Origin of the sequence: Streptomyces sp. NPDC088246, assembly GCF_044741025.1 — a bacterium.
Lineage (GTDB): Bacteria > Actinomycetota > Actinomycetes > Streptomycetales > Streptomycetaceae > Streptomyces.
This window is the reverse complement of sequence record NZ_JBIURV010000084.1, coordinates 1-21,016: the sequence shown is the minus strand read 5'-3', so window position 1 is coordinate 21,016 and position 21,016 is coordinate 1. Positions and strand designations below refer to the sequence as shown.

The window sequence follows — 21,016 nt, the reverse complement described above, 5'->3', positions numbered from 1 at the left end:
AACCCGCCTCGCCCGGACACCCCCGTCATCACCCTCGTCGAGCCCACCAAAACAGCCCCAACCCCACGAGTGAAGCCCTAAAACACCGGTATTGCATCTAGGGAGTACGAGCCTTTGCCCCCGGACGGCGGAGGATCAGGTCGCGACTGCCTTGCGTTTAGCGGTGGTGCTGGCGAGGCGGAAGGACTGGGTGCCGGTCTCGATGATGTGGGCCTCGAACGTGAGCCGGTCGACGAAGGCCTGGCAGAGTCGCTTGTCGGTGAGAGTCTGGTCCCACTCGGTGAACGGCCTGTTCGAGGCGATCGCGATGGCGTGCCGTTCCTCGCGTTCGGTGAAGATCTGGAACAGCAGCTCGGCGCCGTGCCGGTCGGGTTTGACGTGTTGGGTCGGGGACAGGACGTTGTGCGCCCTTTCGGGACATGCTCGCGGCCGTCCTCACCACTGGAGCGCACCACCGGCGCCCCGCCGTCCTCGGGGAACTCCACCGCCGGAGGCGGCTCGTAGAAGCCGTCGGGCACCGCCGCCATACGACCGAGGCCCGCGCGTGGCGCGCTCCCGCTCACGCGACTGCCGCTCCAGCCAGCCCACCTCGCTGAAGCCCGCCGGCTCCCACGCCCCCTCCGGCACCAGTTCCAGCCGCGTGCGCATCTCCAGCTCCTCAACGTGTGCAGGTAGACCGCCGTCGTCGTCGCCGACCGGTGACCGAGCCTGATCCGGATCCGGTTCAGCGGATCACCGTTCAGCGGATCACCGAAGACTCGCTGATACGTCAGCCTCTGCCGCTCGTTCATCTCGCCCAGTGCCTGCAGATGCCCCCGCCACAGCAAATCCAGCGTCATCTCCGCGTACGAGTGCCGCAGCATGTGCGGTGTTGCCTCCACACCAACGCCCTGGGTACGGCACCGGCCGTTGGCGTCGGCGAAGACCTGTTTCCACCCGGACATCGTCATCGGCAGGCCCCACTGGTTCAGCCACACCATCGCCGGCTAACCCATGGGGCCCACGGCGGGGCCCCATGTGAGCGACCCGACGGCGCGGCCCCCCGAGCGAAGCCACGCACACGGAGGGCACCGGCAGACAGCGGGCTTGCGGTGCCGGTGCCCTCCGCGCTATGCCGTTGTCGGCTCGCGTACCCGTGCGGTTGGCGAGCTTGTACCCGGCGTCGACGACGGCCGGCGGGGCTCCCGACTTGCCGCACCAGACGAGGTCCGGTCGCATCCGAAGGGTGTCGGGCGGGCGGCCCGGGGGGCGAGGGGCCCCGGAGTGCCGGGGTGTGGACGAACTTCCCTTGCCCCCTCAAGCGTCAACTCAGCGTGCCGATACCGCTGTCGGCTTCGGAAGCGTGCAGCCCGTGGCTGACAGGTTGAGCTTGTTGCCCGTCGTGAAGCAGGCGGGAATGCCGTAGGTCTCCTGGGCGTATCCGATCCCTTTGCGGATGGTGACGGCCCCCTGCTCGTTTACCTCGCAGGGGTTGTCGAGGGTGCAGCTTTGACCGCTCTCGTTGGTGGTGTTGTTGATCGCCGTGACCTGCCCGGTCGTCGTGTCGATGACCGGGGAGCCCGAGGTGCCTCCGATGACCTGGCACTCCGGGGTGTAGCGGACGGCGTCCTTCCATGTCCACTGACTTTCCTTCAGGCGGTACGCGAATCCGTCGACGGAGCAGGAGTAGACCCGCTTCCAGTAGCCGGAGACCACATCGATCGCGTGCCCCTGCACCGGGTGGGCTGCGGACAGCGTCAGCGGCGCGATTCCCGTGGACTGCTGTATCTGGGCGTAGGTCTTGGTCAGTTGATAGAGCGTGACGTCCGTGTCGGTCATCGTCGCGTAGACGACTTTGTTCGCCTTGAGTGTTCCAGCGGCGCCGGCCGAGGTGTTGAGCAGCGTGAAGCTGCGGGTGGAGGACTGGTCGGTGATGACCTGACCCGCGCTCGGGAAGCCAGTTTCGAGGCAGTGGCCGTTCGTCATGACCAGCCCTGGGTCCGTCGCCTGCGAGTTCGGCATGCGGACCAGGGAGCCTGAGCAGTTGCTGAGCGCCACGGTGCCGGCGAAGGAGGCGGCTGTCACCGAGGCGGGCGTCCTGTCAGGATGCACGGCGGCCGCCGCGGCAGCGGGGGTCGCCCCGCTCGCGCGGTCGGGTGCTGCGGCTGCCGTGCCCGTGGTGCCTACCAAGGCGGCGGCACCGAGCGCCACGGCGGTGAGGGTGGCGAGGAGAGGCTTGCGCATGGTGGTGGTCGGTCCTCTCGGTTCGGCCCGGGAGCCCGGTGGCCCCCGGACGGTGAAGGGTGACCGCATTGTCGGCGTACAGCCAAGTTCCTGGCTACCCCACCACTCCGTCCTGGCTCTTTCCGCTCCCTTGACGGGCACCGCACCGGGACCGTCTTCCTTGGCCATGGACACACAAAGGCCGACCGCCCCGGCGCCTTGAGCTCGTCACACGGTCATGTCGAGGCGCGCTGGCGAGATGTGACCGGTGCGACGATTCCACCGTTCGCGGGGTGTGGGGAATCGGCCGTGGATCGTGGACGCCGAGTTGTGGGAGCTGATCGAGCCTCTGCTGCGGCCCTGGCCCGAGAGGGCGTCTGGCTCGAAGCCGGTGCTCGATCGGCTGTTCCGCAGGGCATCCGGTGCGTGCCCTCCAACGACATCAGCCGGCAACTACTGCCGCTGGAGCAGGGGTTCCGCTCCGGACAGACCTGCTGACGCGGACTGGGCCGGTGGCATGAGGGCTCACTGGCCGCAGCTACGCGTACGACATGTTGCGCTGGTATCGGCTGCTGCGGTTCCTCGACGTTGCTTGGGACCGGGCCACCCGGGCCGAGGCATCCGCGCAGGCCCATGCCGTTCCTGCTTCAGCGCAAGATCGGCATCCGCGGCGCCCAGCCCGGCTTGCCCCTTCGCACTGTCCAGCTCAGCCAACGTCAGCACGCCTGGTGCCCCTAGTTGAGTGAAGTGCAGAGAAGGATCAAGATCAGACACGTCCGTACCGCCGACGTGATCGTCAGCGGGTGGGTGCCCGGCCGCGGCCGGCTCGCCGGTCTGCCTGGCGCGCTCCTGGTGGGGGAGTGGCACGAGGACACTTGGCGGTATGCGGGCAGCGTCGGTACCGGGTGGAGCGACAGGGAGCGCACCACCCTCGCAGCCCTGCTCCACGTTGCCGCAGTCGACGAGTGCCCGTTCGACGAGGCACCGGAGGTGGCCGGTGCATGGTGGGTGCTGCCGCGCCTGGTCGGCGAAGTCCGCTACGCGACCCGGCCCCGGGCGGGCCGGCTGCGCCACCTTTCCTGGCACCGCCTGCGCTCCGACCTCACTCCGGACGACATCGCATGACCGGGCCGGGCCTATCCCGTCAGCAGCTCCGTCTCCTGAGTACAGATCTCGCACTTCACGATGTACATCTCATGCGTCACCGCAAGCCGCGCCTGCGTGCGGTTGGGCAGCCGGCCGCGGGTGACGGCTTTCTCCCGGCTGCGGTACAGATCGCTGCTGCAGGCTGTCGGCATGCCCCCGGTGACGACGCGGTAGGCGGCCCGGTTCGTCGGCGGCCCCGCGACCGCCCGGACGGGTGACAGCCATAGCCGCGCTGCCCTCCGCAGGTGCCCGCCGGGCGACGGCAAGATCGGATAGGGGTTGTTCTGGGGGTCGTCCTCGTGCAGGGCGGTGAATGCCGCGCCGACGTCCTCGGCCGCGAACTGCGCGTGTCCGCTGAACCCTTCGGCGAACCCGGGCTCGTACGGGCGGCGCAACGGAATGAGCACCGCCAGTTCCTGGTTGATCTCACCTCCCCCGTACACATCGACGAAATCGCGGTAGTCCTGCGGGAACGGAAACTCCAGCTACGCCGGAGCGGCCGGCCACGGCGGCGCGGCGGGTGACACCTCGGGCGGAGTCATGACCGCTTTCAGGCGCTCCGCCGAAGAGCGCACGCTCGCTCCGTTCCCGCTGGCCCGGTCAGTTGCCGAGGCTCACCGGACTGCCGTTCACCGTCTTGGCGTTCAGCACGTGGCGACATCGTCCTCAGTCACGAGGCTTTCGACTCCCTGCCACGGTCCAGGACAGTCGAGTACCCGCGCGGCCTTCTCGGGGTCCCGGTAGTTCTCGCCGAAAAAACAACGCTGAGCGGCTGTTGTCCAGGTCAGTGGCCGGTTGCCGGTTATTCGGCGGGCTCGGCGGGGCCAGGCAGAGGGAGCCCAGGCTCTGCCTCGGCGATCGTGGACGTCCGCCCTTCAGCCTGGGGATGTACTGGTAGATGGTGTTGCGGGAGACGCCGAGGGGCTTCGCGATCGAGGTGACGGTGTTCTCCGGGCGGGCGAGCAGGTCGCGGGCATCGGGTGTGATGCTGGTGGGGACGCGTATTCAACTGTCGCGAGCTGACGGTGCTGCGGGCTGGCCGACCCGGCCAACGTGGCCCGTGAGGCGGCGTCAGTCTCCGCGGTCGGGGGCCGGCCGGATGCTGGGACGCCGGCAGCTCACACACCGGAGGGTGTACACCATGACGTTGATCCTTGACCGACTGCGGGAACTGCAGGGCGAAGCTGGTCCGACATCATGACACGTGAGACCGCCAGTGCCGCGACGAGTCCGGCGTCCTGCGCCGCGCGTTTCGCCTGGGGCGTGCTCGGCCTCTTTCTGCTCGTCTGGACGGTGCTCGAGGCGGCGAAGCACACGGGCCTCACCATCCCGTTCGCCGTGTTCGGGCTCCTCGTCCCGTTCCTGACCAGGCTCGCGCCGGGCTCGGCAGCTGTTCAGCGCACGCTGCTCCGCATCTGGTTCCCGCTCGCCGCCATGGCGATCTGCTCCGCCATTCCCGGCCCTGCCGGCAACACCGCCGCTCCCTTCACCTTCGGGACGGCCTGGCTTACCCATATCGCGCTGAGGCGCGCCCCGGGATGCGGGCTCCGCTCGTCCTGACGGAACCGTCAACTCCGGGGAGACAGGCCCGCGACCACCCCCGGTCGCGTGCACCGCGTGTACGCCGCGGCCGTCATGGGCGTCACCGGCACCCGTGCCCACCCGCGCCGAGAACGAGAACGTGTGGTGAGCAATGCTCAGGACTTGTGGACCGGGGGAGCTGCGGCGGCTGGATGTCTGGGGCACGGAACAGGACAACCAGCCTTTCGCTGTACGAGGCTTGGAGCCGCACATCCACCGACGCGTTGCCCGGCAGATGGCCGAGGTGGCATCTTCCGTCGAGCGTGACTTGGGCCCGCATGCTGCGGCTGTACTGTCCTCAGCAGACCCGCTGTATCAGAGGTACATGGGTGACGAGGCCGACCCTTCGATGCTGCACGAAGCCGTCGAGCTGCTTGACCGAGTGGAGGAACCACTTCGGCAGGAAGCGCTGCTTCACAGGCCGGATAAGCAGACCCACTGGCGCTACCACGTACTGCGGGCGAAGGTACACGGCACCTTCACCCAGGAGAACGCACCGGACCTGCCGATCCACCTGTCGCTGTCCGTCGCACACCAGGCGTACGTCCTCACGGCGAGGAGCCGGCGGAGGAGATGCTGGTGATGTGGCAGCAGGATCTGTTCCGGCTGCGTATGGAGACGTCGACCGAGAGCGATGAACTGCTGCTTGGACCGGCCCGGCTACGGGCCGCCTTGGGCAGGCGGCCGGAGCAGGCGGCGGACACTCTGCATGGCGCCTTCTGGCTCCGGCATCAAGACCTCGCCAGCCGTGCCGAGGACATCATCGAGTTCCACGAGACGGCTTTCTCCGGCGAGCAGCGGGCATCGAACCACGCTGAACGGCTCAGCAGTCTGGCCGACGCGCTGATCCTGTGGTGGTACGTTTCCGGTGACTTTGATGCGCCACAACGGGCACAGCGCTTGTTGCACCAGGCGTTGGACCAGCCCGGCATCGATCCGCACACACGCGGCTTGTGCACGGTCATGCGGCACGAGGCCCTGTTGCAGTGCTGGGTCACACGGGAGGGGCCGCCGCCCGATAACCAGCCCAGCCAAGAGTCGGAATGGCCGATCAAGGGTGAGCGAAGGTCATTGCCGCAGGCGATGCCGAAGGCGCCCTTGACGGGACGTTCCGGCTCTCGTCATGACCAAGCGGGCGGCCCCGCAGCACCCTGGTGACGGCCCGGTGAGCATGGCCAGGGCGTCGGCCTCGACCCGAAACCCTGCGTCCTACTCCTCCGGCTCCCAGGCCTGAAGCAGGTCGAAGAGACCTCGGTCGCCGTCGACCTTCAGGGAGTCCACCGGAATACGGCCGTACAGGGTGAGAACCAGCTCACCGGCCGTGCCCCGGGCAGAGGCGGCGGCCGCGTCCGGGCCCTCGCCGGCAGCGGTGGCGGGCATTGTGCCGGGCGTGGGGAGACGGGTGATCCGTGCGCCGTCGGCGGAGACCGAGAGGCGCCAGGAGCGGCCCTCGGTGACGTGGAAGTCGACGGCAGCGGGCTTGTGCGGCCAGGCACTCGTCGTTGCACAGCAGGTGGACAGGAACTCGTCGACACCGTCGAGTGCCACCTCGTCCGGCAGCGGCTGCGGGGCACCCAAGGTGATCTGGGCGTCGTACGCGTGCACCGCGATCTCCTGGAGCTGGTGCCGAGCGACGGCACCGGACGTCTGCGGCGACTCCGACGTACCCCACCACGTCCAGCAACCGCGATCCGGGCCGGCCTCCCGCAGTGCGTCCAGTAGCTGCTGCGTCGATGCGGCCAACCAGGCCAGCAGCGCCTCGCGCTCCCGAGGTGCAGCCGGGGCGCCCTCCGATGCGGACTTGGCGGCGGCAGGCCCTGCGGCGACGGTGGCGGCCCAGGAGCGGCGCCCCTCGCCCAGGTGCTGCACCAGATCGAACAGCGTCCACTCGGGGCAGGTCGGCACCTGCACGTCGAGGCTGGGCGCGGAGGCGACCGCGGCGCGGAATGCGGTCGACCGTTCGTCGATCAGCCGCAGCAGGGCGGCGAACTCAAGTGTCCTTGTCACGCTGACTATCTATCACCGCGTTCGGACAATCGGATAGCGATTTTCGCAGCCGACGCGGCGGGCGCGCGGTATGGGCCGCGCGCCCTCGGATGACGCGGTGTTCTGCTCAGACCGGGCGAGCCTCAGAAGCCAAGGGCACCTCTCACGGACGTCAGGCCCAGACGCGGGGGACCGGAGAGCGAGGCAGAACAAGCTGCTGACATCAAAAGTCACTGACATTGATCTTGATGCTCGCCGCAAAACGACTCCCGAAGTCATGCCGAAACGACTCCTTCAGAAACCGACACGGCCACGGAGGCGTGCAACATCGGTCGCACGCCGGTCGTCGACCCGAACTGTCCGGCCCTGAGCCGCAGTCGACTCGCGCACGTCGCGCAGTTCTACCTGCGTCCCGACACGCTCGCGGCGGCCGACGCCGCCCTGATCCTCGCGCAGGAGGGTGCCGACCTCGCCGAGCGGGACGCAGCCGGGCTCGGGGCGGAGGCCACGAGGTTCGCGAGGAGGACGTGGCCCGGCTCTCCCCGCTCAAGCACAAGCGCCTGAACGCCCTGGAGAAGTACGCGTTCACCGCCTCCCAGCCCGCGGGCGGACTGCGGCCCCTGTGCGATCCCGTTGCCGGCGGTGACCCGGAGGATCCGGACGACGAGTAGGGACACGGCGAAGGCCCCCGATCAAGACAGCGATCGGGGGCTCGGTCGCTCGCCGCGCCGGCAGGCCGAGGTGTCGCGGGGGGCGTCAGCCGGTGGCGCGGTACATGCAGACGTACTTGCAGTGGGGCAAGTGCGGGTGCTCGGCCCCTTCCTCACCGAGGGTCCGACGGCGGCTCCTGGCTGATCCGCAGCGGGGTGCTGCTGCCGGGGATCACGGCGCCGGCCGGCTCGTCTCCAGCGTGCGGCAGGAGGAGAACGAGCGGTCGCACGCCACGCTGCACCAAGCCGTCCCGGACGGGATGCGCGGGGCACTGACGGGGTTGCTGCTGGTGCCGGACGGTGAGGGGGTCTCGGAGCTGGAGCCGCTGCGGACCGCGCCGGTGACCTTCGCCTCGTTGTACTCGCCGACGACACCGCCCACCGTCGGCCATGTCCGGATGCCGGGAAAGACCGTTACGTGTTTTGCCCGCTGCCGGGGGTGTCGCATAGCGCGTGGTCGACGAGGTTACTGGCGGCTTGCTCCTGTCGGAGTGCGTTGTCGGGCGAGTCGCCCAGAGCGGTGGACATGGAGACGGTGACGGTGCGGCTGCCGTCGTCGGTGGCGCCGTTGAGGGTGATGTAGCCGCCATCGCCTCCTTCGTGGCTCCAGTAGCTGCCGCCGCAGGACAGGGGCCGGTTGACCAGGCCGAGGCCGTAGCGTGCGTGTGGCCAGAACACCTGGATTTTCTCGTTGACCGGGACGGTGTCCTTCATCTCGGCCAGCCGTGCCTGGGGCAGCAGCTCGCCGCCGAGCAGGGCCTGGAAGAAGCGGTTGACATCCGCAGTGGTGGAGACGTAGCCGCCGGGGTCGGGGAGGATCACCTTGGCGACGTCGACCCGTTCGCCGGAGGGGAAGACCTGGTAGCCGTTGGCGTGTGGTCGGCGGAGTGTGGGCGTGTTGCCCGGCAGGTAGGTGTGGTCCATGCCGAGCGGTTTCAGGACCCGGTCCTCGACCTCCTGGTGCCAAGGGCGATCCGTGACCTTCTCGGTGATCATGTCGAGCAGGGCGTAGCCGGTGTTGGAGTAGCTCCACCCGGTGCCGGGTGGGTCCGGGCGGTGCCTCATCGCCAGCGCGACGATCTGTTGGGGTGTGTAGGTGTCGTATCGGCGCTCGTAGTACTCCTGCGGGGTGGTGTAGCCGGGGAGATCGTCGTCGTGGATGCCGCTGGTGTGCTGGAGGAGTTGGCGGATGGTGATCCGGCTTCCGTCGTTGCCGTCCACCAAGCCGGGCAGCCAGCGGTCCACCGTGTCGTCGAGCGCCAGCTTGCGCTCGTCGACCAGTTGCAGGACCACGGTGGCCACAAGCGCCTTGCCGGTGCTGGCCATCCGGAAGTAGCCGTTGCGGGGCACCGGACGGTCCGTGCCCGCCTCGGCGACGCCGCTGGTGGCGACCAGATCCCGGCCGTGGCGGGTGGTCACCCGTGCCTGGACGCCGGTAACCCCCAGCGCTTGGATGGCGTCGGTGTCCTGGCGCAGATCGTCTTGCCGGTATCCGGGCGCGGTCGCTTCGTGCGCGTCGGCCAGCAGTGGGATGGCGACGGCCGCGCCGGCAGTGAGGGTGGCCGCAGCGGCGGCCAGCCACCGTTTGCCGGTGCGGCGGTGCTGCCGATCGGGCTGGTCGGGTAGGCGCGGGTGGTGCGGCGCGGCGGTCGGGCTTGTGGATCTCATGCCCCCACGCTAGGTAGGCATCGGGTTGCGGGTCGCTACCACAGACCGCCGGATGAAAGGTACAGCTGCCTGTAGTGCCGCAGGGTCGCCTGGTACCTAGGGTGAATCACGTGGGGCCTCCCACAATCCTCCGGTACGAGAGAGGGAAAGCGAAACAAGTGCTCGGCGTACTCGGCGCGACCCGCGCATGGTGGACCAAGATGTGGCACAACGGGCGTTACCTGCTGGGCACTTTGGGGGCCGCGACGGTGGCGCTCGCCACGGCGCCCCTGCTGTGCATTCCGTCGCTGGCACAGCCCTGGGCGGAGCGGCATCGCCGGCGCGCCGGGGCGCTGCTGGGACAGCCGGTCGAGCCGCGTCCGCGCGCCACCCGCCACAACCTTGTGTGGCTCGTGACGCACGTGGTCACCGGTCTGCCGGCGGGCGCCTTTGCCCTGCTCTGCTTGGGCAGCCTGTTTCTCACTCCCGTCATCACGGTGCTGTGGTGGGCTTTTCCCACGGCGCCGTGGCTGCCCGTGGTCAGCGTTCCGATCACCGGCTGGGGCGCCGCGTTGTCGCTCGGCCTGGTGAATCTCGTGTTCCTGGCGGCACTGGCCGCCATCTCCCTCCCGCTGCTCGCCCGAGCGCACGCCCGGTGCTGCCTCGCGGTCCTGGCGCCTTCGCCCGCGGAGCAACTGGTCGAACGCGTCACCGAACTCACCCGGACACGTACAGACGTCCTGCAGGCGCACAGTGCGGAACTCCGCCGGATTGAACGAGACCTGCACGACGGCACCCAGGCCCGGCTCGTGGCCATCGCGATGCGGCTCGCCGTGGCCGGCGAAAGCTTCTCGGACGACCCCGACGCGGCCGCCGTTCTGGTACGGCAGGCCCACGCCGAGACCGAGGACACGATGACCGAGCTGCGCTCCGTCATTCGCACCATCTATCCCCCGGTGCTGGCTGACCAGGGCCTCTCCGGCGCGCTCGGCACCCTGGCCACCAGGGCCGGGGTGCCGACCCGCATCGACATCGGCTCGCTCGGTGAGATCCCCGCAGCAGTCGAAGCGGTCGCCTACTTCGCCGTCACCGAGGCACTGGCGAACATCGCCCGACACAGCCGGGCCACCAATGCCTCGGTTCGCGTCACCCGCAACGGCGCGCTGCTCTGCGCGGAGATCGCCGACGACGGGACCGGCGGAGCGGACGCCGCCCGAGGGTCCGGTCTGGACGGAATACGCCGCCGCGCCGCCGCTCTGGACGGCACCATGAAGATCAGCAGCCCGCCGGGCGGGCCGACCATCATCACAGTGGAGCTGCCGTGCGCGTAGTGATCACCGAGGACAACGTCCTGCTGTCATCCGGGCTCGAGCTCCTGCTCAACTCCCGGGGCTTCGAGGTCGTCGCGATCGCGGCCGACGCCCCCGGCTTCCTCACCGCCGTCGAGACCCACCGACCAGACGTCACCATCGTGGACGTGCGGCTGCCCCCGACCTTCCGCGACGAGGGCATCCGGGCCGCAGTCCAGGCCCGCCGCGACCATCCCGGACTTCCCGTCCTGGTCCTGTCGCAGTACGTGGAGCAGGAATATGCGGGCCGCCTCCTCGCCGACGCCCGGGGCGGTATCGGATATTTGCTCAAAGACCGGGTGAGCCGCGTAGCAGAATTCACCGACGCACTGCGCCGTGTGGCCGGCGGCGGCACCGCCATGGACCCCGAGGTCATCGCCCAGCTCCTCGCCGCACGCGGCGATCCCGTCGATTCCCTGACCGCACGCGAGCGCGAAGTCCTCGCGCTGATGGCCGAGGGCCACGACAACGCGACCATCGCCCAACGGCTCGTCATCACCGACAACGCCGTCCACAAACACATCGGTAACGTCTTCCTCAAACTCGGCCTGTCGGCCGGCGACAGCGGCCACCGCCGCGTCCGCGCCGTGCTGGCCCACCTCCGCCGCCATGGCGGTACCGCGCTCGACCCGACGACACGCACCCATTGACCTGAACAGCGCTGTGCCCCATGTGGGGCCGTGAAGCGAACCACGGCCCCACCGGCGGATCACCTCTGCCGCGCCCACCGGACGAGGCCGGTGACAAGCGCGCCGCCCAACGTGGTGGCCATACCTCTGACCAGAGCGAACATGGCCGTCCGCGCCAGCCGCCGTTTGTCGTTCCGAGCCATGGGGCTTTCCCTCCCATGCATTCCCGGCTGCTGTCTGCGGCCGGGGCCGAGGAGAGGTAGCAATTACTTGTTCGCGAACCGCCCCCACAAAACAGAAGATTCCAGGGTAATCCGCACACCGAACCCAGTGAGTTCCATCACGCGACATTTGGCCTGCGGCAACAACCGACGTTGCCACGCGGGCTCTTATGGGGACGTTGGGTGCGCCGGGCTCCGCCAGACCTCCGTCACCTGCCCGGGCGTGGCCTCGGCCGACGCACCTCCCGCTCGGTGCGCGCGGTGCGCCCGGCGCTCTCCAGGCCGGTCTCGGCGACCGTGAGGGCCAGACGGCGCAGCAGACGCTCACCCGGCGGGTGCGGAGCGCTCAGGCCGGTGCCGGCGATCAGCTCGCCACGAGCGACCGCGTGGTGTGCTTCGACCACCTGCGCACCATGGCCAAAGGCCGTGAGTTCGAAGCCGACCGTGCACGCCCCGGCATGGCCGAGCGCCTTGCCGCATTGCCGAGCAGGGCTGCAGGACGGCTGCTCCGGGGTGGGGCCGGACGGGCTATACCCGCTGTGACCATACGGTTTGACTGGGCGCCACAGGCGCTGCCGGGACGACGCCCCGCAACCGAACACAGAGGCACCGGCGGATCGAGGTGGAGCCCGAGCTCCCTCGCGACGGTGCAGGCGCTACGGCGAGGTCGATCGCTCCACCAAAACCCCGACCGGTTCTACCGCACGAAGGCTCCCGCTCCCGGCATCCCGGGGTGGGGCCTCTTTGTATTCCCACCCTGAAGGGTTCTCAGCGGGAACCCGAGGGTCCGATGCCCTGATGTCAGGGGGTGGGTTCGTGGTGGAGTCGCAGGGTCGGTCTCCAGCACCTCCCAATACTGTGGTGTGACATTACTGTGCGACGCACAGTATCGTGTCGTGTGTGGGCACCGATGAACTGATCCTCAGCCAGGCCCAGGAGCTACGCCGCGGCACGGTCGTCCTGGCCTGCCTGGCGCTCCTGGACGAGCCGCAGTACGGCTACGCGCTCCTGGAAACGCTCGGCGATGCCGGGATCGCCGTCGACGGCAACACCCTCTATCCGCTGCTGCGCCGCCTGGAGAAGCAGGGGTTGCTCATCAGCGAGTGGAACACCGACGAGTCCAGACCGCGCAAGTACTACCGGGTCAGCCCCGAGGGCGCCCGGGTCCGCACCGGACTGCTGCGCGAGTGGCAGGACCTCGGCGCCTCGATATCACGACTGACCAAGGGGGACCGTTGAGTAAGTTGCATGCGTCCAGCACCGGCACGCTGACCGACCGTTACGTGGTGGAGGTCGTCCGGCACATCCCGGCCGACCAGCGCGGCGACGTGGCCGACGAGCTGCGCGCCACAATCGCCGACACCGTCGAGGCCCGCGGCCCGGCCGACCCGGAGGCCGCCGAGCGCGAGGTGCTCACCGAGATGGGCGACCCGATCCGGCTCGCCGCCCGGTACGCGGACCGGCCGCTGGCACTGATCGGGCCCGGGCTCTACCCGACGTACGTACGGCTCCTCACGGTCCTGCTGTCCACTGTGCTGCCGGTGGTCACCGCCATGAGCGCGGCGCTCGACATCCTGGACGGCCAGGGGGTCGGCGAGGTGATCGGCGGGGCCGTCGGGGCGGCGCTCTCTGTCGGCGCCCAGATGATTGCCTGGCTCACCGTGGTGTTCGCCCTGATCGAGCGGTCCGGCAAGCGGCCCGGCGCGGTCGGCGGAGCCTGGACGCCCGACGACCTGCCCGACCGCGGCGTGCCGAAGGAGCGTGGCGCGGCGGCCTACGTGCGGGTGGCGTGGCACGCGCTGCTGATCGCCCTGATCGTCTGGCAGCACACCGCGCTGCCGTACCAGTCCGACGGTGGCACACGCCTCGACGTGCTCGACCCGGGCCTGTGGGCGGGGTGGATCTGGCCGATCCTGGCCGGGCTCGTCGGCCTCGTGACACTCGACGCGATCCGGGCGGTGCGGGTGTGGACGCGTTCGCTGGCGGCCTGGAGCGTCGGCGCCGAGGCGGCCTTCGCGCTGCCGCTGGCGTGGGTCCTGCACCGGCAGGAGCTGTTTAACCCGGCCTTCCTGTCCGACGCCAACGGTGGCTGGCAGGCCCCGCAGTTCTTCTACACCGTGGCGGCGGTGGGCGTCCTGGCGGTGAGCGCGGGCGAGGTGGTGAAGCGGTTCCGCGAGGCACAGGGCTGAGTCCGCGGCAGCTGCTGGAGTTCCTCGATGTCCTCGGGCCGGCTTCGCTCTTCTATCTCGACCAGGACGGCTTTCTTCCTGCGCATCAGGGTACCGGGGTTGAGCAGTTGCCGATCGGCGACGGCGGCCTGTCCGCGCTGTTGGCGATGACGTGCTCGAAGACAATCCGGTCGGGGATGCGCGGATTGTGGCAGCCCAGCGGGTGGTGGTCCACGTGCTCGGGCAGCAGCGCCGCGAACTGGTCCAGGGGTTCGAGCAGGCATGATGGCAGGACAGGCACGAGCCCTCCGTTGATCACTGAGCGTAGAGAACTCCATGATCAATCGGGCTCGTGCCTGCATTGCATCCAGGGCGATTCGGAGCGGCGACTTTGCCTGCTGCCGGTCGCTCTTAGCGGTGAACGTTGTTCCTGTCCGGGGCAGCCGAGAGGCGACTCAGTCGATGCGGCCGCCCGGCTGGGGCCACGGCCCGTCGACGGCCGGCCCGCAATCCAGGGGAAGGTGAGCGACCACCAGCGGCCGCTTGCGGCGTAAGCGCCTCACCAAGAAGTTCCGCGTATCGCGGGGCGTACACGCTGCACGGCGCGTAGCCCGCGATGAACGGTAGGTCGTTGCTCCAAGGAAACTCCGTGTTCCTGTGGAAGGTGAGGCACCCGTGGCTCAGGAACGGGAACAGCGCTCGCAAGCGCGGTTCGGCGCAGGCGGCTCTGATCACCTCGGGGCTCCCCAGCCGGGCAGTAGGGGCACCCTCCGACATCAGTCGCCAGGTCTTCTCAACGGTCGTCTCCTGAGCCATCTGGCGAGCATGACGCCCACGCACCTCGCACGGCACCCCCCCAGCCCGCGCTGTTCCCGTCGCTCGACCGGCAGCCGGACGCAACAGGTCCACTCCTGCGGACAGGAACTTGGTGATGGTCAAACTCTCATGGCAATCGGTCAAGACCAGGTGGCACAGGGCAGCGGCGGCTGCAAGGAGCTTGGTCCTGATGGTCGTTCTCGTGATGTGGCGCAGCATTTGCACGACCCGGGCGGCACACGGCTGCTGCTCGTGCTGCAGGCCGGTCCGCCGGTGCAGCAACTACGGGTGCAGTGGGCAGCGCTCCCGCATCCAGGGCGGCGCCGCTTCATACCAGCAGGCGCATGACATGCCGCGTGAGATCTACCCACGGTCTCCGCATGCAGCGCCATGCTGCACCTCGACGACCTGCCAGTTTCCCCTCCAGGGGAACGTTGTACGCGCCCGCCGGAGCAGCGGCCGTGCAGCCGCCGTTTGTTCTGGAAAACCAGAACAACACGGTTCCCCCAGTGCTAACGTCCGGCCGTGCTGCGCACGTGCTGGGGTCTCGAGACCTACGGCACTACGACAGTCAGTGATGTGCCAGTCAGCTCAAAACCGAGCTTCTCGTAAACATGGCGGGCCGGATTCGCATCGCTCACGACGAGCGAGACCTCGACCAGCCCGTCGGACGCAGCCACGCTGAGCACCCGGCGCAGCAGATCGGCGCCAAGGCCCGCGTAGCGCGCTCCGGGCCGGCGGAACACCTCCCCGACCCACGGCAGGCCGTCACGGTCGGTGAGGATCGCCCCAGCAACCACACGGTCCGTCTCGTCCACCACCAGGGCGCTGCACGGAAGGACCGGCCCGAGAACGGAGCCTGCCAACATCGGTGCCAGGAGTTCGTTCAGCGCTTCTTCGTCGCTGCCGCAGTGGTGGTCGGGATGGTCGGCAGGAAAGGCGGCTCGCCAAGCCGGGAACACCGCATCGGCATCGAGATCGCAAGGAACTGCCCGAAGTCCGTTGCCCAGGGCACGCGATGACCAGTCGGCCGGTGGCGGATACGCAATCAAGTCTCTCCGCATCTCGTGGGCGTGCCTCATCACCCGGGCACCACGGCGCAGCAACTGCTCACCGAGTTCCACAGATCCCGAGACCGCCCATCCAGACATGCCGGAGACGATGGTTTCCACAGGGTCGGGGCCGATCACTTCGGCCAGGTCTGCCCATGGGTACCCCTCCCGAACACCCTGCAGATAGGTCAGGACCGGCACGCCCTCCCCATTGGTCAGGGTCTGGCGCTGCTCGTCGTTCTCAGTCACTCTTCGTCCTTGATAGATCACGCGTACCTCGGCGTGGGCATTCTGCGATTGCGTATCCGGTGCCGCAACTGTTTTTACTGCTCCGCACACGCCCCGAGCCCCGACGCCACCGTGTCGAGTACGACCCTCTCGAACATGCAGCCAAGGAGCATCTCGTTCGCCGCGCCCCCAGCGGCATCATTCACTGCGGTGAGCACAGGGCGTGTCTTCCCCCGGCCGCCGTCTCCACGCTTCGGAGTTGCCCGTGCGGAGATCGGTCTCGTTGAGTCCCTGGCTCGGTCCCTCGACAAAAGCGCAGCTCAGAGGCATCTGATCTGTCTGGGTAGGGGACTCAAGAGACTGAAGGGACTGAAAATTCCAGTTCCGATCATCACGGGTGCGCATGCATGCGCACCCGTGAGACAGAGGTCTTCTATCGTGAGCAGTTCATAACTGCGACGAAAGCGTTCGCCAGTTCATGCCGCCGGGGCCAGTTGGCGGCGATCCGCAGGTGGAGGCGGCGGCCTCCGCGGGTGATGCGGGCGGCTGCGTGCAGCGGCCGGTAGCGGAGCTTCTTCGGCTCGGCGGAGGCCAACTTGCCGTCCAGCAACGGGGCCTGGGCCCAGGCAAGCAGATCAACGGCAGTCAGGGACAGTTCCAGCCACGCGGCGTTGATCTGGAAGTGGCGTGAGGGGAAGCGCCCGAAGCCGGTGGTCTTGCCGCAGCGGATGCGGTTTTCGACGCGGGCGTGCGCTCGGTGGCGGACCTCCAGACGCTGCAGGGAGCCTTTGCCGTGACGGGTGTCGGTGAGGAAGGCCTGGTGACGCATGCCCTCGTCCAGATCGAACAAAGACAACTGGGTGCTGGGGTGAGGGCGCTCGCGGCGGACGGTGATCCGGGTGGTCCGCCAGGTCCACCATGCCGGTCGGTTCTGCCACTTCAGCGCCGGTCCGCGGGGTGCCGTCCTGCTCGAGCGCGGGGTGTCACAGATGGTCGGGCAGGGCCCGGATTGCGCGGCGGATCGGATCGGTGACGGCGTATCCGACGGAGAAGGAGGTGCGGATGCCCCGCTCGCAGTGCTCGGACGTGGGCGAGGAAGGCTTTCGCGCCTCCGGTGCTGTCCGCGCGGATGAGGATGTCGGTGCCATGGCGGTCGGTGTCGGGGATCTGGGACAGGGTCGCATCCAGGACGGCGATGTGGTCGGCGGCGGTATTGGCGTCGGCGTTGCCTGGCCGCAGCAGGCCGGCCAGGGCTTCGCCGGTGTTGTCCAGAAAGCACAGCAGCGAGTGGTAGCCGAAGCCGCGTTTGTAGGTGGCCGCCGTCTGTTCCTTTTCGAAATGGCAGGTGACGAGGGTGGCGTCGATGTCCAGGACCAGGCCCGGCAGGTCGCGCCCTCCGGCGTGGGCCGCAGGTATGCCGCCCTGGGTCTCGACGGCCTGCAGCCAGGCGACCTCCCGGGCAGCAGCTCCCGCCGAGCGCAGGCGGGCGAGTGCGGCCGGGTCGATGCCCGCCGGCAGGCGCCAGGCGGTCGGAGTGGAGGCGACCGGGCCGAAGACCTCCGTCTCGACGTCGAGCGGTTCTGGTTCCGTGCGGTACTGGTCGGCGACGAAGCCGTCATCAAGTCACTGGACGACATCGACGACGCATGGCAGGTGAAGCCGGACGTTCCCGCTGCCGCGAACCTCGACCGACACCGCATGGAAATGCGTCTCGCTGACACCGTCATCAACGCCACTGCTGCGGACGCTCCCTTGGGCTGGTGGCCCCACGACCTCTTCGGCGAGCCCCACCTGCACACAGCTTCGGGACGTCCTGCTGCACGTCATCACCGAGACCGCTTGCCATGCCAGCCACCTTGACGCGGTGCGAGAACACATTGACGACCGGCGATGGGTGGTCCTGACCTGACGAACGCACCCCCGGCGGCTGCGCCGCCGAGGCCGGATACGGCTCACGAGGGGCCTGAACAGATATCTGCCGCGATCGAGCAGGACACGAAGAGGTGGCCGGCGCTGCTGTCCGTTGGAACGCCCGTACAGCCGGCAGACAGAGGTCAGGCGGCCGCCAACGACCGGGCGGCCCTGCGGACGTCCGTGCTGAAGGCCACCACCTGCGCGTCCCTGCGCCAGGGCTCCAAGGAGCGGCCGTAGACGCGCAGGTACTCCATTCCGCGCAGGCTGCCCAGCCGGGTGAACAGGGCCAGTGACTCGCGGCCCAGGCGCAGGCTCTGGTCCAGGTCGCCGTTCTGGGCGTGCGTGGAGGCCAGCACGGAGAGCCGGACGCTACGGGAGCGGATGAACGCGTCGGAGGGCATGGGGCCCGCCGCGTTCCAGGCGAAGGTGGCCCGGTGATTCCCCAGGTCACGGAAGGCCTCCGCCGCGTCGGTGATGATCTTCTGTTGGGTGAAGAACCCGATCCACGCGGGGCTCCCCGTGCCTTCCGCCCGTTCCTGGAGGCGTTCGGCCTCGGCGATGCACGCGCTCGTCGCCCGCCCGTCGGACGCACGGGCGTGTGCCCTTGCCTCGATCAGCTTGGCGAACCCCGCCACTCGCGGATTCAGGCCGCGCCCGCGCTGGAAGGCGCCCTGGGCCATGTCGATCGCCTCGGACGTGAAGCCACGCATCATCGACTGCATCGCCATGGTGCTGAGGATGCACGAGCCGAGTTCGGCGTCGCCGCCGGCCCGGGCGAGCCTGAGCGCCTGGATGAAGTGGCGCTGGGCGATGTCGTGCTGGCTCGCGTCGAACGCCGTCCAGCCGATCGTTATCTAGAGTTGTAAAGGATTCTGGCAGGTCAAGGCGCCGTATCGGCAGTAGGCACGTAAGTCACGTTGCGCTGTGATCCCAAGATGTTGCCGCTGTGGAGAGAGAGTGAGTCTCGTCTGAGGATCACCGGTCAGCGGGTCACGCTCCGATGAAGCTCACTGTTTCTGTCATGTCCGCCCGCCCGGTACGCAGCCGTGGCACGCCTTCCTCCTCGAATCCCACCGCGACACCGCAGAACAGCACGAGCCCGTCAGCGGCTCCGACCATCTGGCTGACGGTTCTGCGATACATCGTCCACATCACCTGGGGACAGCTGTGCAACCCTTCCGCCCTCAGCAACAGCATGACCGTCTGCAAGTACATCCCCGCGTCCCCCCACTGTCCGGGCCCCATCGTCCGGTCGAGGTAGCAGAACAGTACGACCGGCGCCCCGAACGCCTCCGAGTTCAAGGCGGCGATCTTCGTGGGCCTGTCGAGGTCGTCGCGCTCGATTCCCAGCGCTTTGTACCGCTGGGCGGCCGCGGTGGAAAAACGGTCCAGATACGGCGAGGCCAGTTCGGCCGGGTACATCGGATACTCCCGCTCATCACCCGGGTCTCCCGCCCGTGCCCTGCCCGTCGCACGTCTCTTCAGCTCGGCCAAGGGCTCGCCGGTCACGACATACACATGCCATGGCTGGAGGTTCCCACTCGACGGAGCCCGCGTCGCTGCCGCCAGTACTCGTTCGAGTACCTCTCTGGGTACCGGCTCATCGCTGAACGCCCGCACGGCCCTGCGACTGTCCACGGCTTCATACACATCCACGTCTCTTCGTCCTCTCACTCCATGGCGGGCAGCGAATACACGAGAGTGATCATCGCATCAGGCGAGCAGAGCGGGTGGAGCTTTGGTGCTGCCAAAACAGGCCGACATTCCTCCGCCGACCGATCACGAAGTGCTGTCAAAACTCACCTGCATGCGCTGTCAGCTCTCCAGCGACAAAGCCACCTGGTCCACGGCACCTGACCGGGTGGCGGGCCTGACCAGCATAGAAAGCTGCTGCTCAGGCCCCGTCGCAGAGGCGGATGTGTGGGTCAAGCATTCTCCGCGCGGATCATTTTGCGCAGACTGCTGCGGGCAGCCGCCAGGTCCTTCTCCAGTTCGTCGACTCGCTCCTTCAACGGCTGAAGCAGGGCCATCTCCTGTTCAAGTCGCCTGTTGGCATTGGTGAGTTCGGAGATGCGCGCGGTCAGCTGCTGGTTGCCGACCTGGTCGAGTTGCCGACCGAGTTGCTGGCGGACGGCTTCGCGAAGGCGGTCACGTTCATGGCGGAGGGCGGTGATCTCCTCGCGAGCCATGAGCAGGTCGGACTTCAGGCTCGCCGGGCTGGTCTGGCGACCGTCTGATCGTGCGACGACAGGTTCGTGTTCCTGCTGGCGGATGGCCGCTTCAACGTGCTCGCGTACGCCTTCGGCATAGACGAGCCAGGTTGAGACCTTGGCGGTGCGGGCGACTGTGGTGAAGGTGATGGGCTCGCCGGCGGCGAGCATTCTCTGGACGACGTCCAGGACTCGCTGCCGTTTGTGGAGGCTGTCGGCTCTGCGGGAAGCCGCGAGAACCTCGGTCGGGGTGCGTGCTGTGGGGCTCACTTCTTCTCCTGCTGAATCACGGTGAGGGGCAGCAGCTTGCGGCTTTCGCCTGCCCGCAGACGTCGCAGGACCGCGGCCGCTTCTTCCAGTTCAGCGCGTTCTTCGTCCGGCATGTTCGCCATCCGTCGGCGCATCTTCTCGGTGACCTCCTTGTAGGAGACGATCTGAGCGGTGAGGTTGTCGACGACGAAGCCGGCCGCGTCCATGGCCAGTGCGGTCTCGCGGTCGGCTCGCAGGCTGTTGATGTGGTCCTCGACGGTCGGGAGGTAGGACGGGTCGGGGCGGGGCGGTAAAATCCGCAGCCGGAGCACTGGAAACGGATCGGGCATGCCTGGCCGCCGGCCTTGACGTTGGATGGCTCGGTGCAGCCGAAGGACATGTCCGCTGCACTCGAAGCTCTGACTGACCGCGATCCGGACCGGCGGGACGTCGCCGCCGCCTCGCTCGGGGATCTCCTACGCGGCACCGCACTCGACGCCGATACGGCCCGCCTCGTCGTCGGGCGTCCGGTCAGTCTGACCGTCAACGAACCCGTCACCCGGGTTCGGGAGTCCGCTCTGAACGCGGTCAGTGAGGCGTTCAACCACCACCGCCTGCCCCTTGACCTCGTCAAGCCGCTGGCCGCTGCCATGCCGACGATGGAGACCGAGGTTCTTGGCCACACGATCTACATCCTCGGTGCCACACACGCCCCCAAGGCGCTACCGATGATCGAGGCTTTCCTCAACCACCCCGACCAGGACGTGCGCGAGGAAGCCCGCCTCGCCACAGCCGAGATCACCGCGTCAAATCCGGGACTGTAAAACGTTCGGTGTAACTCCTGATCACGGAAGATGCACCGATGACCAGCAACAACATGACCGAGGCCGAGTCCATCGAGCTGTCTG

General features: G+C 68.4%; 24 protein-coding genes and 4 pseudogenes. 12 read left to right on the top strand and 16 right to left on the bottom strand.

Annotation, left to right across the window (positions count from 1 at the left end):
* Positions 1 to 135: 135 nt before the first annotated feature.
* The 3 genes from ACIPEK_RS43755 to ACIPEK_RS43745 all read right to left on the bottom strand — a co-directional run bounded on the left by ACIPEK_RS43755 (position 136) and on the right by ACIPEK_RS43745 (position 2,223).
* Positions 136 to 396, bottom strand: coding sequence for an ATP-binding protein (locus ACIPEK_RS43755; RefSeq protein ID WP_402008139.1), 261 nt, complete (start codon positions 394 to 396; stop codon positions 136 to 138).
* 39 nt (positions 397 to 435) lie between these two features.
* A complete protein-coding gene (locus ACIPEK_RS43750) occupies positions 436 to 648 on the bottom strand; it encodes a hypothetical protein (protein ID WP_402008133.1) in 213 nt (70 codons plus the stop codon).
* 660 nt (positions 649 to 1,308) lie between these two features.
* Complete coding sequence (locus ACIPEK_RS43745; protein ID WP_402008131.1) at positions 1,309 to 2,223, bottom strand: serine protease; 915 nt, start codon at positions 2,221 to 2,223, stop codon at positions 1,309 to 1,311.
* A 738-nt stretch (positions 2,224 to 2,961) separates the two neighbouring features.
* Here ACIPEK_RS43745 and ACIPEK_RS43740 point away from each other — a divergent pair.
* Positions 2,962 to 3,327, top strand: a pseudogene (locus ACIPEK_RS43740) (ATP-dependent DNA ligase); the annotation flags it as partial.
* A gap of 11 nt (positions 3,328 to 3,338) precedes the next feature.
* Here ACIPEK_RS43740 and ACIPEK_RS43735 read toward each other — a convergent pair.
* On the bottom strand, positions 3,339 to 3,755 hold the full coding sequence (locus ACIPEK_RS43735; RefSeq protein WP_402008129.1) for a hypothetical protein: 417 nt from the start codon (positions 3,753 to 3,755) through the stop codon (positions 3,339 to 3,341).
* Positions 3,756 to 4,545: 790 nt separating this feature from the next.
* Between ACIPEK_RS43735 and ACIPEK_RS43730 the strand changes: the two genes are divergently transcribed.
* From ACIPEK_RS43730 to ACIPEK_RS43720, 3 genes are all read left to right on the top strand, one after another.
* Positions 4,546 to 4,908 (top strand): hypothetical protein, encoded by a 363-nt coding sequence (locus ACIPEK_RS43730; protein WP_402008127.1) that lies wholly within the window; start codon positions 4,546 to 4,548, stop codon positions 4,906 to 4,908.
* 346 nt (positions 4,909 to 5,254) lie between these two features.
* A complete protein-coding gene (locus ACIPEK_RS43725; protein WP_402008125.1) occupies positions 5,255 to 5,512 on the top strand; it encodes a hypothetical protein in 258 nt (85 codons plus the stop codon).
* Complete coding sequence (locus ACIPEK_RS43720) at positions 5,503 to 6,087, top strand: hypothetical protein (RefSeq protein WP_402008123.1); 585 nt, start codon at positions 5,503 to 5,505, stop codon at positions 6,085 to 6,087. Before ACIPEK_RS43725 ends, ACIPEK_RS43720 begins: the two co-directional genes overlap by 10 nt.
* A gap of 51 nt (positions 6,088 to 6,138) precedes the next feature.
* On the opposite strand, the gene ACIPEK_RS43715 is transcribed toward ACIPEK_RS43720, so the two are convergent.
* Complete coding sequence (locus tag ACIPEK_RS43715) at positions 6,139 to 6,936, bottom strand: maleylpyruvate isomerase family mycothiol-dependent enzyme (protein ID WP_402008121.1); 798 nt, start codon at positions 6,934 to 6,936, stop codon at positions 6,139 to 6,141.
* A 300-nt stretch (positions 6,937 to 7,236) separates the two neighbouring features.
* On the opposite strand from ACIPEK_RS43715, the pseudogene ACIPEK_RS43710 reads away from it, so the two are divergent.
* A pseudogene (locus ACIPEK_RS43710) lies at positions 7,237 to 7,479 on the top strand (Tn3 family transposase); the annotation flags it as partial.
* On the top strand, positions 7,443 to 7,586 hold the full coding sequence (locus ACIPEK_RS43705) for a hypothetical protein (RefSeq protein ID WP_402008141.1): 144 nt from the start codon (positions 7,443 to 7,445) through the stop codon (positions 7,584 to 7,586). The pseudogene ACIPEK_RS43710 and the gene ACIPEK_RS43705, both read left to right, overlap by 37 nt.
* A 211-nt stretch (positions 7,587 to 7,797) precedes the next feature.
* Here the strand turns inward: ACIPEK_RS43705 and ACIPEK_RS43700 are convergent, their stop codons facing one another.
* Both ACIPEK_RS43700 and ACIPEK_RS43695 read right to left on the bottom strand, forming a co-directional pair.
* Positions 7,798 to 8,007 (bottom strand): hypothetical protein, encoded by a 210-nt coding sequence (locus tag ACIPEK_RS43700; protein WP_402008119.1) that lies wholly within the window; start codon positions 8,005 to 8,007, stop codon positions 7,798 to 7,800.
* Between the two features lie 32 nt (positions 8,008 to 8,039).
* Positions 8,040 to 9,293, bottom strand: coding sequence for a serine hydrolase domain-containing protein (locus ACIPEK_RS43695; RefSeq protein WP_402008117.1), 1,254 nt, complete (start codon positions 9,291 to 9,293; stop codon positions 8,040 to 8,042).
* Between the two features lie 158 nt (positions 9,294 to 9,451).
* Here ACIPEK_RS43695 and ACIPEK_RS43690 point away from each other — a divergent pair, with 158 nt between their 5' ends.
* Together ACIPEK_RS43690 and ACIPEK_RS43685 are read left to right on the top strand one after the other, a co-directional pair.
* Positions 9,452 to 10,603, top strand: a complete 1,152-nt coding sequence (locus tag ACIPEK_RS43690) for a histidine kinase (RefSeq protein ID WP_402008115.1) — start codon at positions 9,452 to 9,454, stop codon at positions 10,601 to 10,603.
* Entirely contained in the window at positions 10,594 to 11,271 is a 678-nt protein-coding gene (locus tag ACIPEK_RS43685) for a response regulator (RefSeq protein WP_402008113.1), read from the top strand. The genes ACIPEK_RS43690 and ACIPEK_RS43685 overlap by 10 nt, the downstream gene beginning before the upstream one ends.
* Before the next feature lie 409 nt (positions 11,272 to 11,680).
* Here the strand turns inward: ACIPEK_RS43685 and ACIPEK_RS43680 are convergent, their stop codons facing one another.
* Positions 11,681 to 11,875 (bottom strand): hypothetical protein, encoded by a 195-nt coding sequence (locus ACIPEK_RS43680; protein WP_402008111.1) that lies wholly within the window; start codon positions 11,873 to 11,875, stop codon positions 11,681 to 11,683.
* A gap of 496 nt (positions 11,876 to 12,371) precedes the next feature.
* On the opposite strand from ACIPEK_RS43680, the gene ACIPEK_RS43675 reads away from it, so the two are divergent.
* Together ACIPEK_RS43675 and ACIPEK_RS43670 are read left to right on the top strand one after the other, a co-directional pair.
* On the top strand, positions 12,372 to 12,710 hold the full coding sequence (locus ACIPEK_RS43675) for a PadR family transcriptional regulator (RefSeq protein ID WP_383077546.1): 339 nt from the start codon (positions 12,372 to 12,374) through the stop codon (positions 12,708 to 12,710).
* Positions 12,707 to 13,660 (top strand): HAAS signaling domain-containing protein, encoded by a 954-nt coding sequence (locus tag ACIPEK_RS43670; protein WP_402008109.1) that lies wholly within the window; start codon positions 12,707 to 12,709, stop codon positions 13,658 to 13,660. The genes ACIPEK_RS43675 and ACIPEK_RS43670 overlap by 4 nt, the downstream gene beginning before the upstream one ends.
* 142 nt (positions 13,661 to 13,802) lie before the next feature.
* On the opposite strand, the pseudogene ACIPEK_RS43665 reads toward ACIPEK_RS43670, so the two are convergent.
* The 4 genes and pseudogenes from ACIPEK_RS43665 to ACIPEK_RS43650 all read right to left on the bottom strand — a co-directional run.
* Positions 13,803 to 13,940 (bottom strand): annotated as a pseudogene (locus ACIPEK_RS43665) (IS5/IS1182 family transposase); the annotation flags it as partial.
* Positions 13,941 to 14,050: 110 nt separating this feature from the next.
* Complete coding sequence (locus ACIPEK_RS43660; protein WP_402008137.1) at positions 14,051 to 14,416, bottom strand: DUF6193 family natural product biosynthesis protein; 366 nt, start codon at positions 14,414 to 14,416, stop codon at positions 14,051 to 14,053.
* 593 nt (positions 14,417 to 15,009) lie between these two features.
* Positions 15,010 to 15,756: a GNAT family N-acetyltransferase gene (locus tag ACIPEK_RS43655; protein ID WP_402008107.1), complete on the bottom strand. Its 747-nt coding sequence runs from the start codon at positions 15,754 to 15,756 to the stop codon at positions 15,010 to 15,012.
* A gap of 412 nt (positions 15,757 to 16,168) precedes the next feature.
* A pseudogene (locus tag ACIPEK_RS43650) lies at positions 16,169 to 17,301 on the bottom strand (IS1380 family transposase); the annotation flags it as partial.
* A 106-nt stretch (positions 17,302 to 17,407) separates the two neighbouring features.
* Here ACIPEK_RS43650 and ACIPEK_RS43645 point away from each other — a divergent pair.
* Positions 17,408 to 17,644, top strand: a complete 237-nt coding sequence (locus ACIPEK_RS43645) for a DUF664 domain-containing protein (RefSeq protein ID WP_402008135.1) — start codon at positions 17,408 to 17,410, stop codon at positions 17,642 to 17,644.
* A 145-nt stretch (positions 17,645 to 17,789) separates the two neighbouring features.
* Here the strand turns inward: ACIPEK_RS43645 and ACIPEK_RS43640 are convergent, their stop codons facing one another.
* The 4 genes from ACIPEK_RS43640 to ACIPEK_RS43625 form a co-directional block, all read right to left on the bottom strand.
* Complete coding sequence (locus ACIPEK_RS43640; RefSeq protein ID WP_402008105.1) at positions 17,790 to 18,377, bottom strand: hypothetical protein; 588 nt, start codon at positions 18,375 to 18,377, stop codon at positions 17,790 to 17,792.
* A gap of 262 nt (positions 18,378 to 18,639) precedes the next feature.
* Entirely contained in the window at positions 18,640 to 19,305 is a 666-nt protein-coding gene (locus ACIPEK_RS43635; protein ID WP_402008103.1) for a nitroreductase, read from the bottom strand.
* Between the two features lie 269 nt (positions 19,306 to 19,574).
* Positions 19,575 to 20,129 (bottom strand): DUF6262 family protein, encoded by a 555-nt coding sequence (locus ACIPEK_RS43630; protein ID WP_402008101.1) that lies wholly within the window; start codon positions 20,127 to 20,129, stop codon positions 19,575 to 19,577.
* Positions 20,126 to 20,458 (bottom strand): hypothetical protein, encoded by a 333-nt coding sequence (locus tag ACIPEK_RS43625; protein ID WP_402008100.1) that lies wholly within the window; start codon positions 20,456 to 20,458, stop codon positions 20,126 to 20,128. Before ACIPEK_RS43625 ends, ACIPEK_RS43630 begins: the two co-directional genes overlap by 4 nt.
* Before the next feature lie 48 nt (positions 20,459 to 20,506).
* Here ACIPEK_RS43625 and ACIPEK_RS43620 point away from each other — a divergent pair, with 48 nt between their 5' ends.
* Complete coding sequence (locus ACIPEK_RS43620) at positions 20,507 to 20,932, top strand: hypothetical protein (protein ID WP_402008098.1); 426 nt, start codon at positions 20,507 to 20,509, stop codon at positions 20,930 to 20,932.
* Positions 20,933 to 21,016 lie beyond the last annotated feature (84 nt).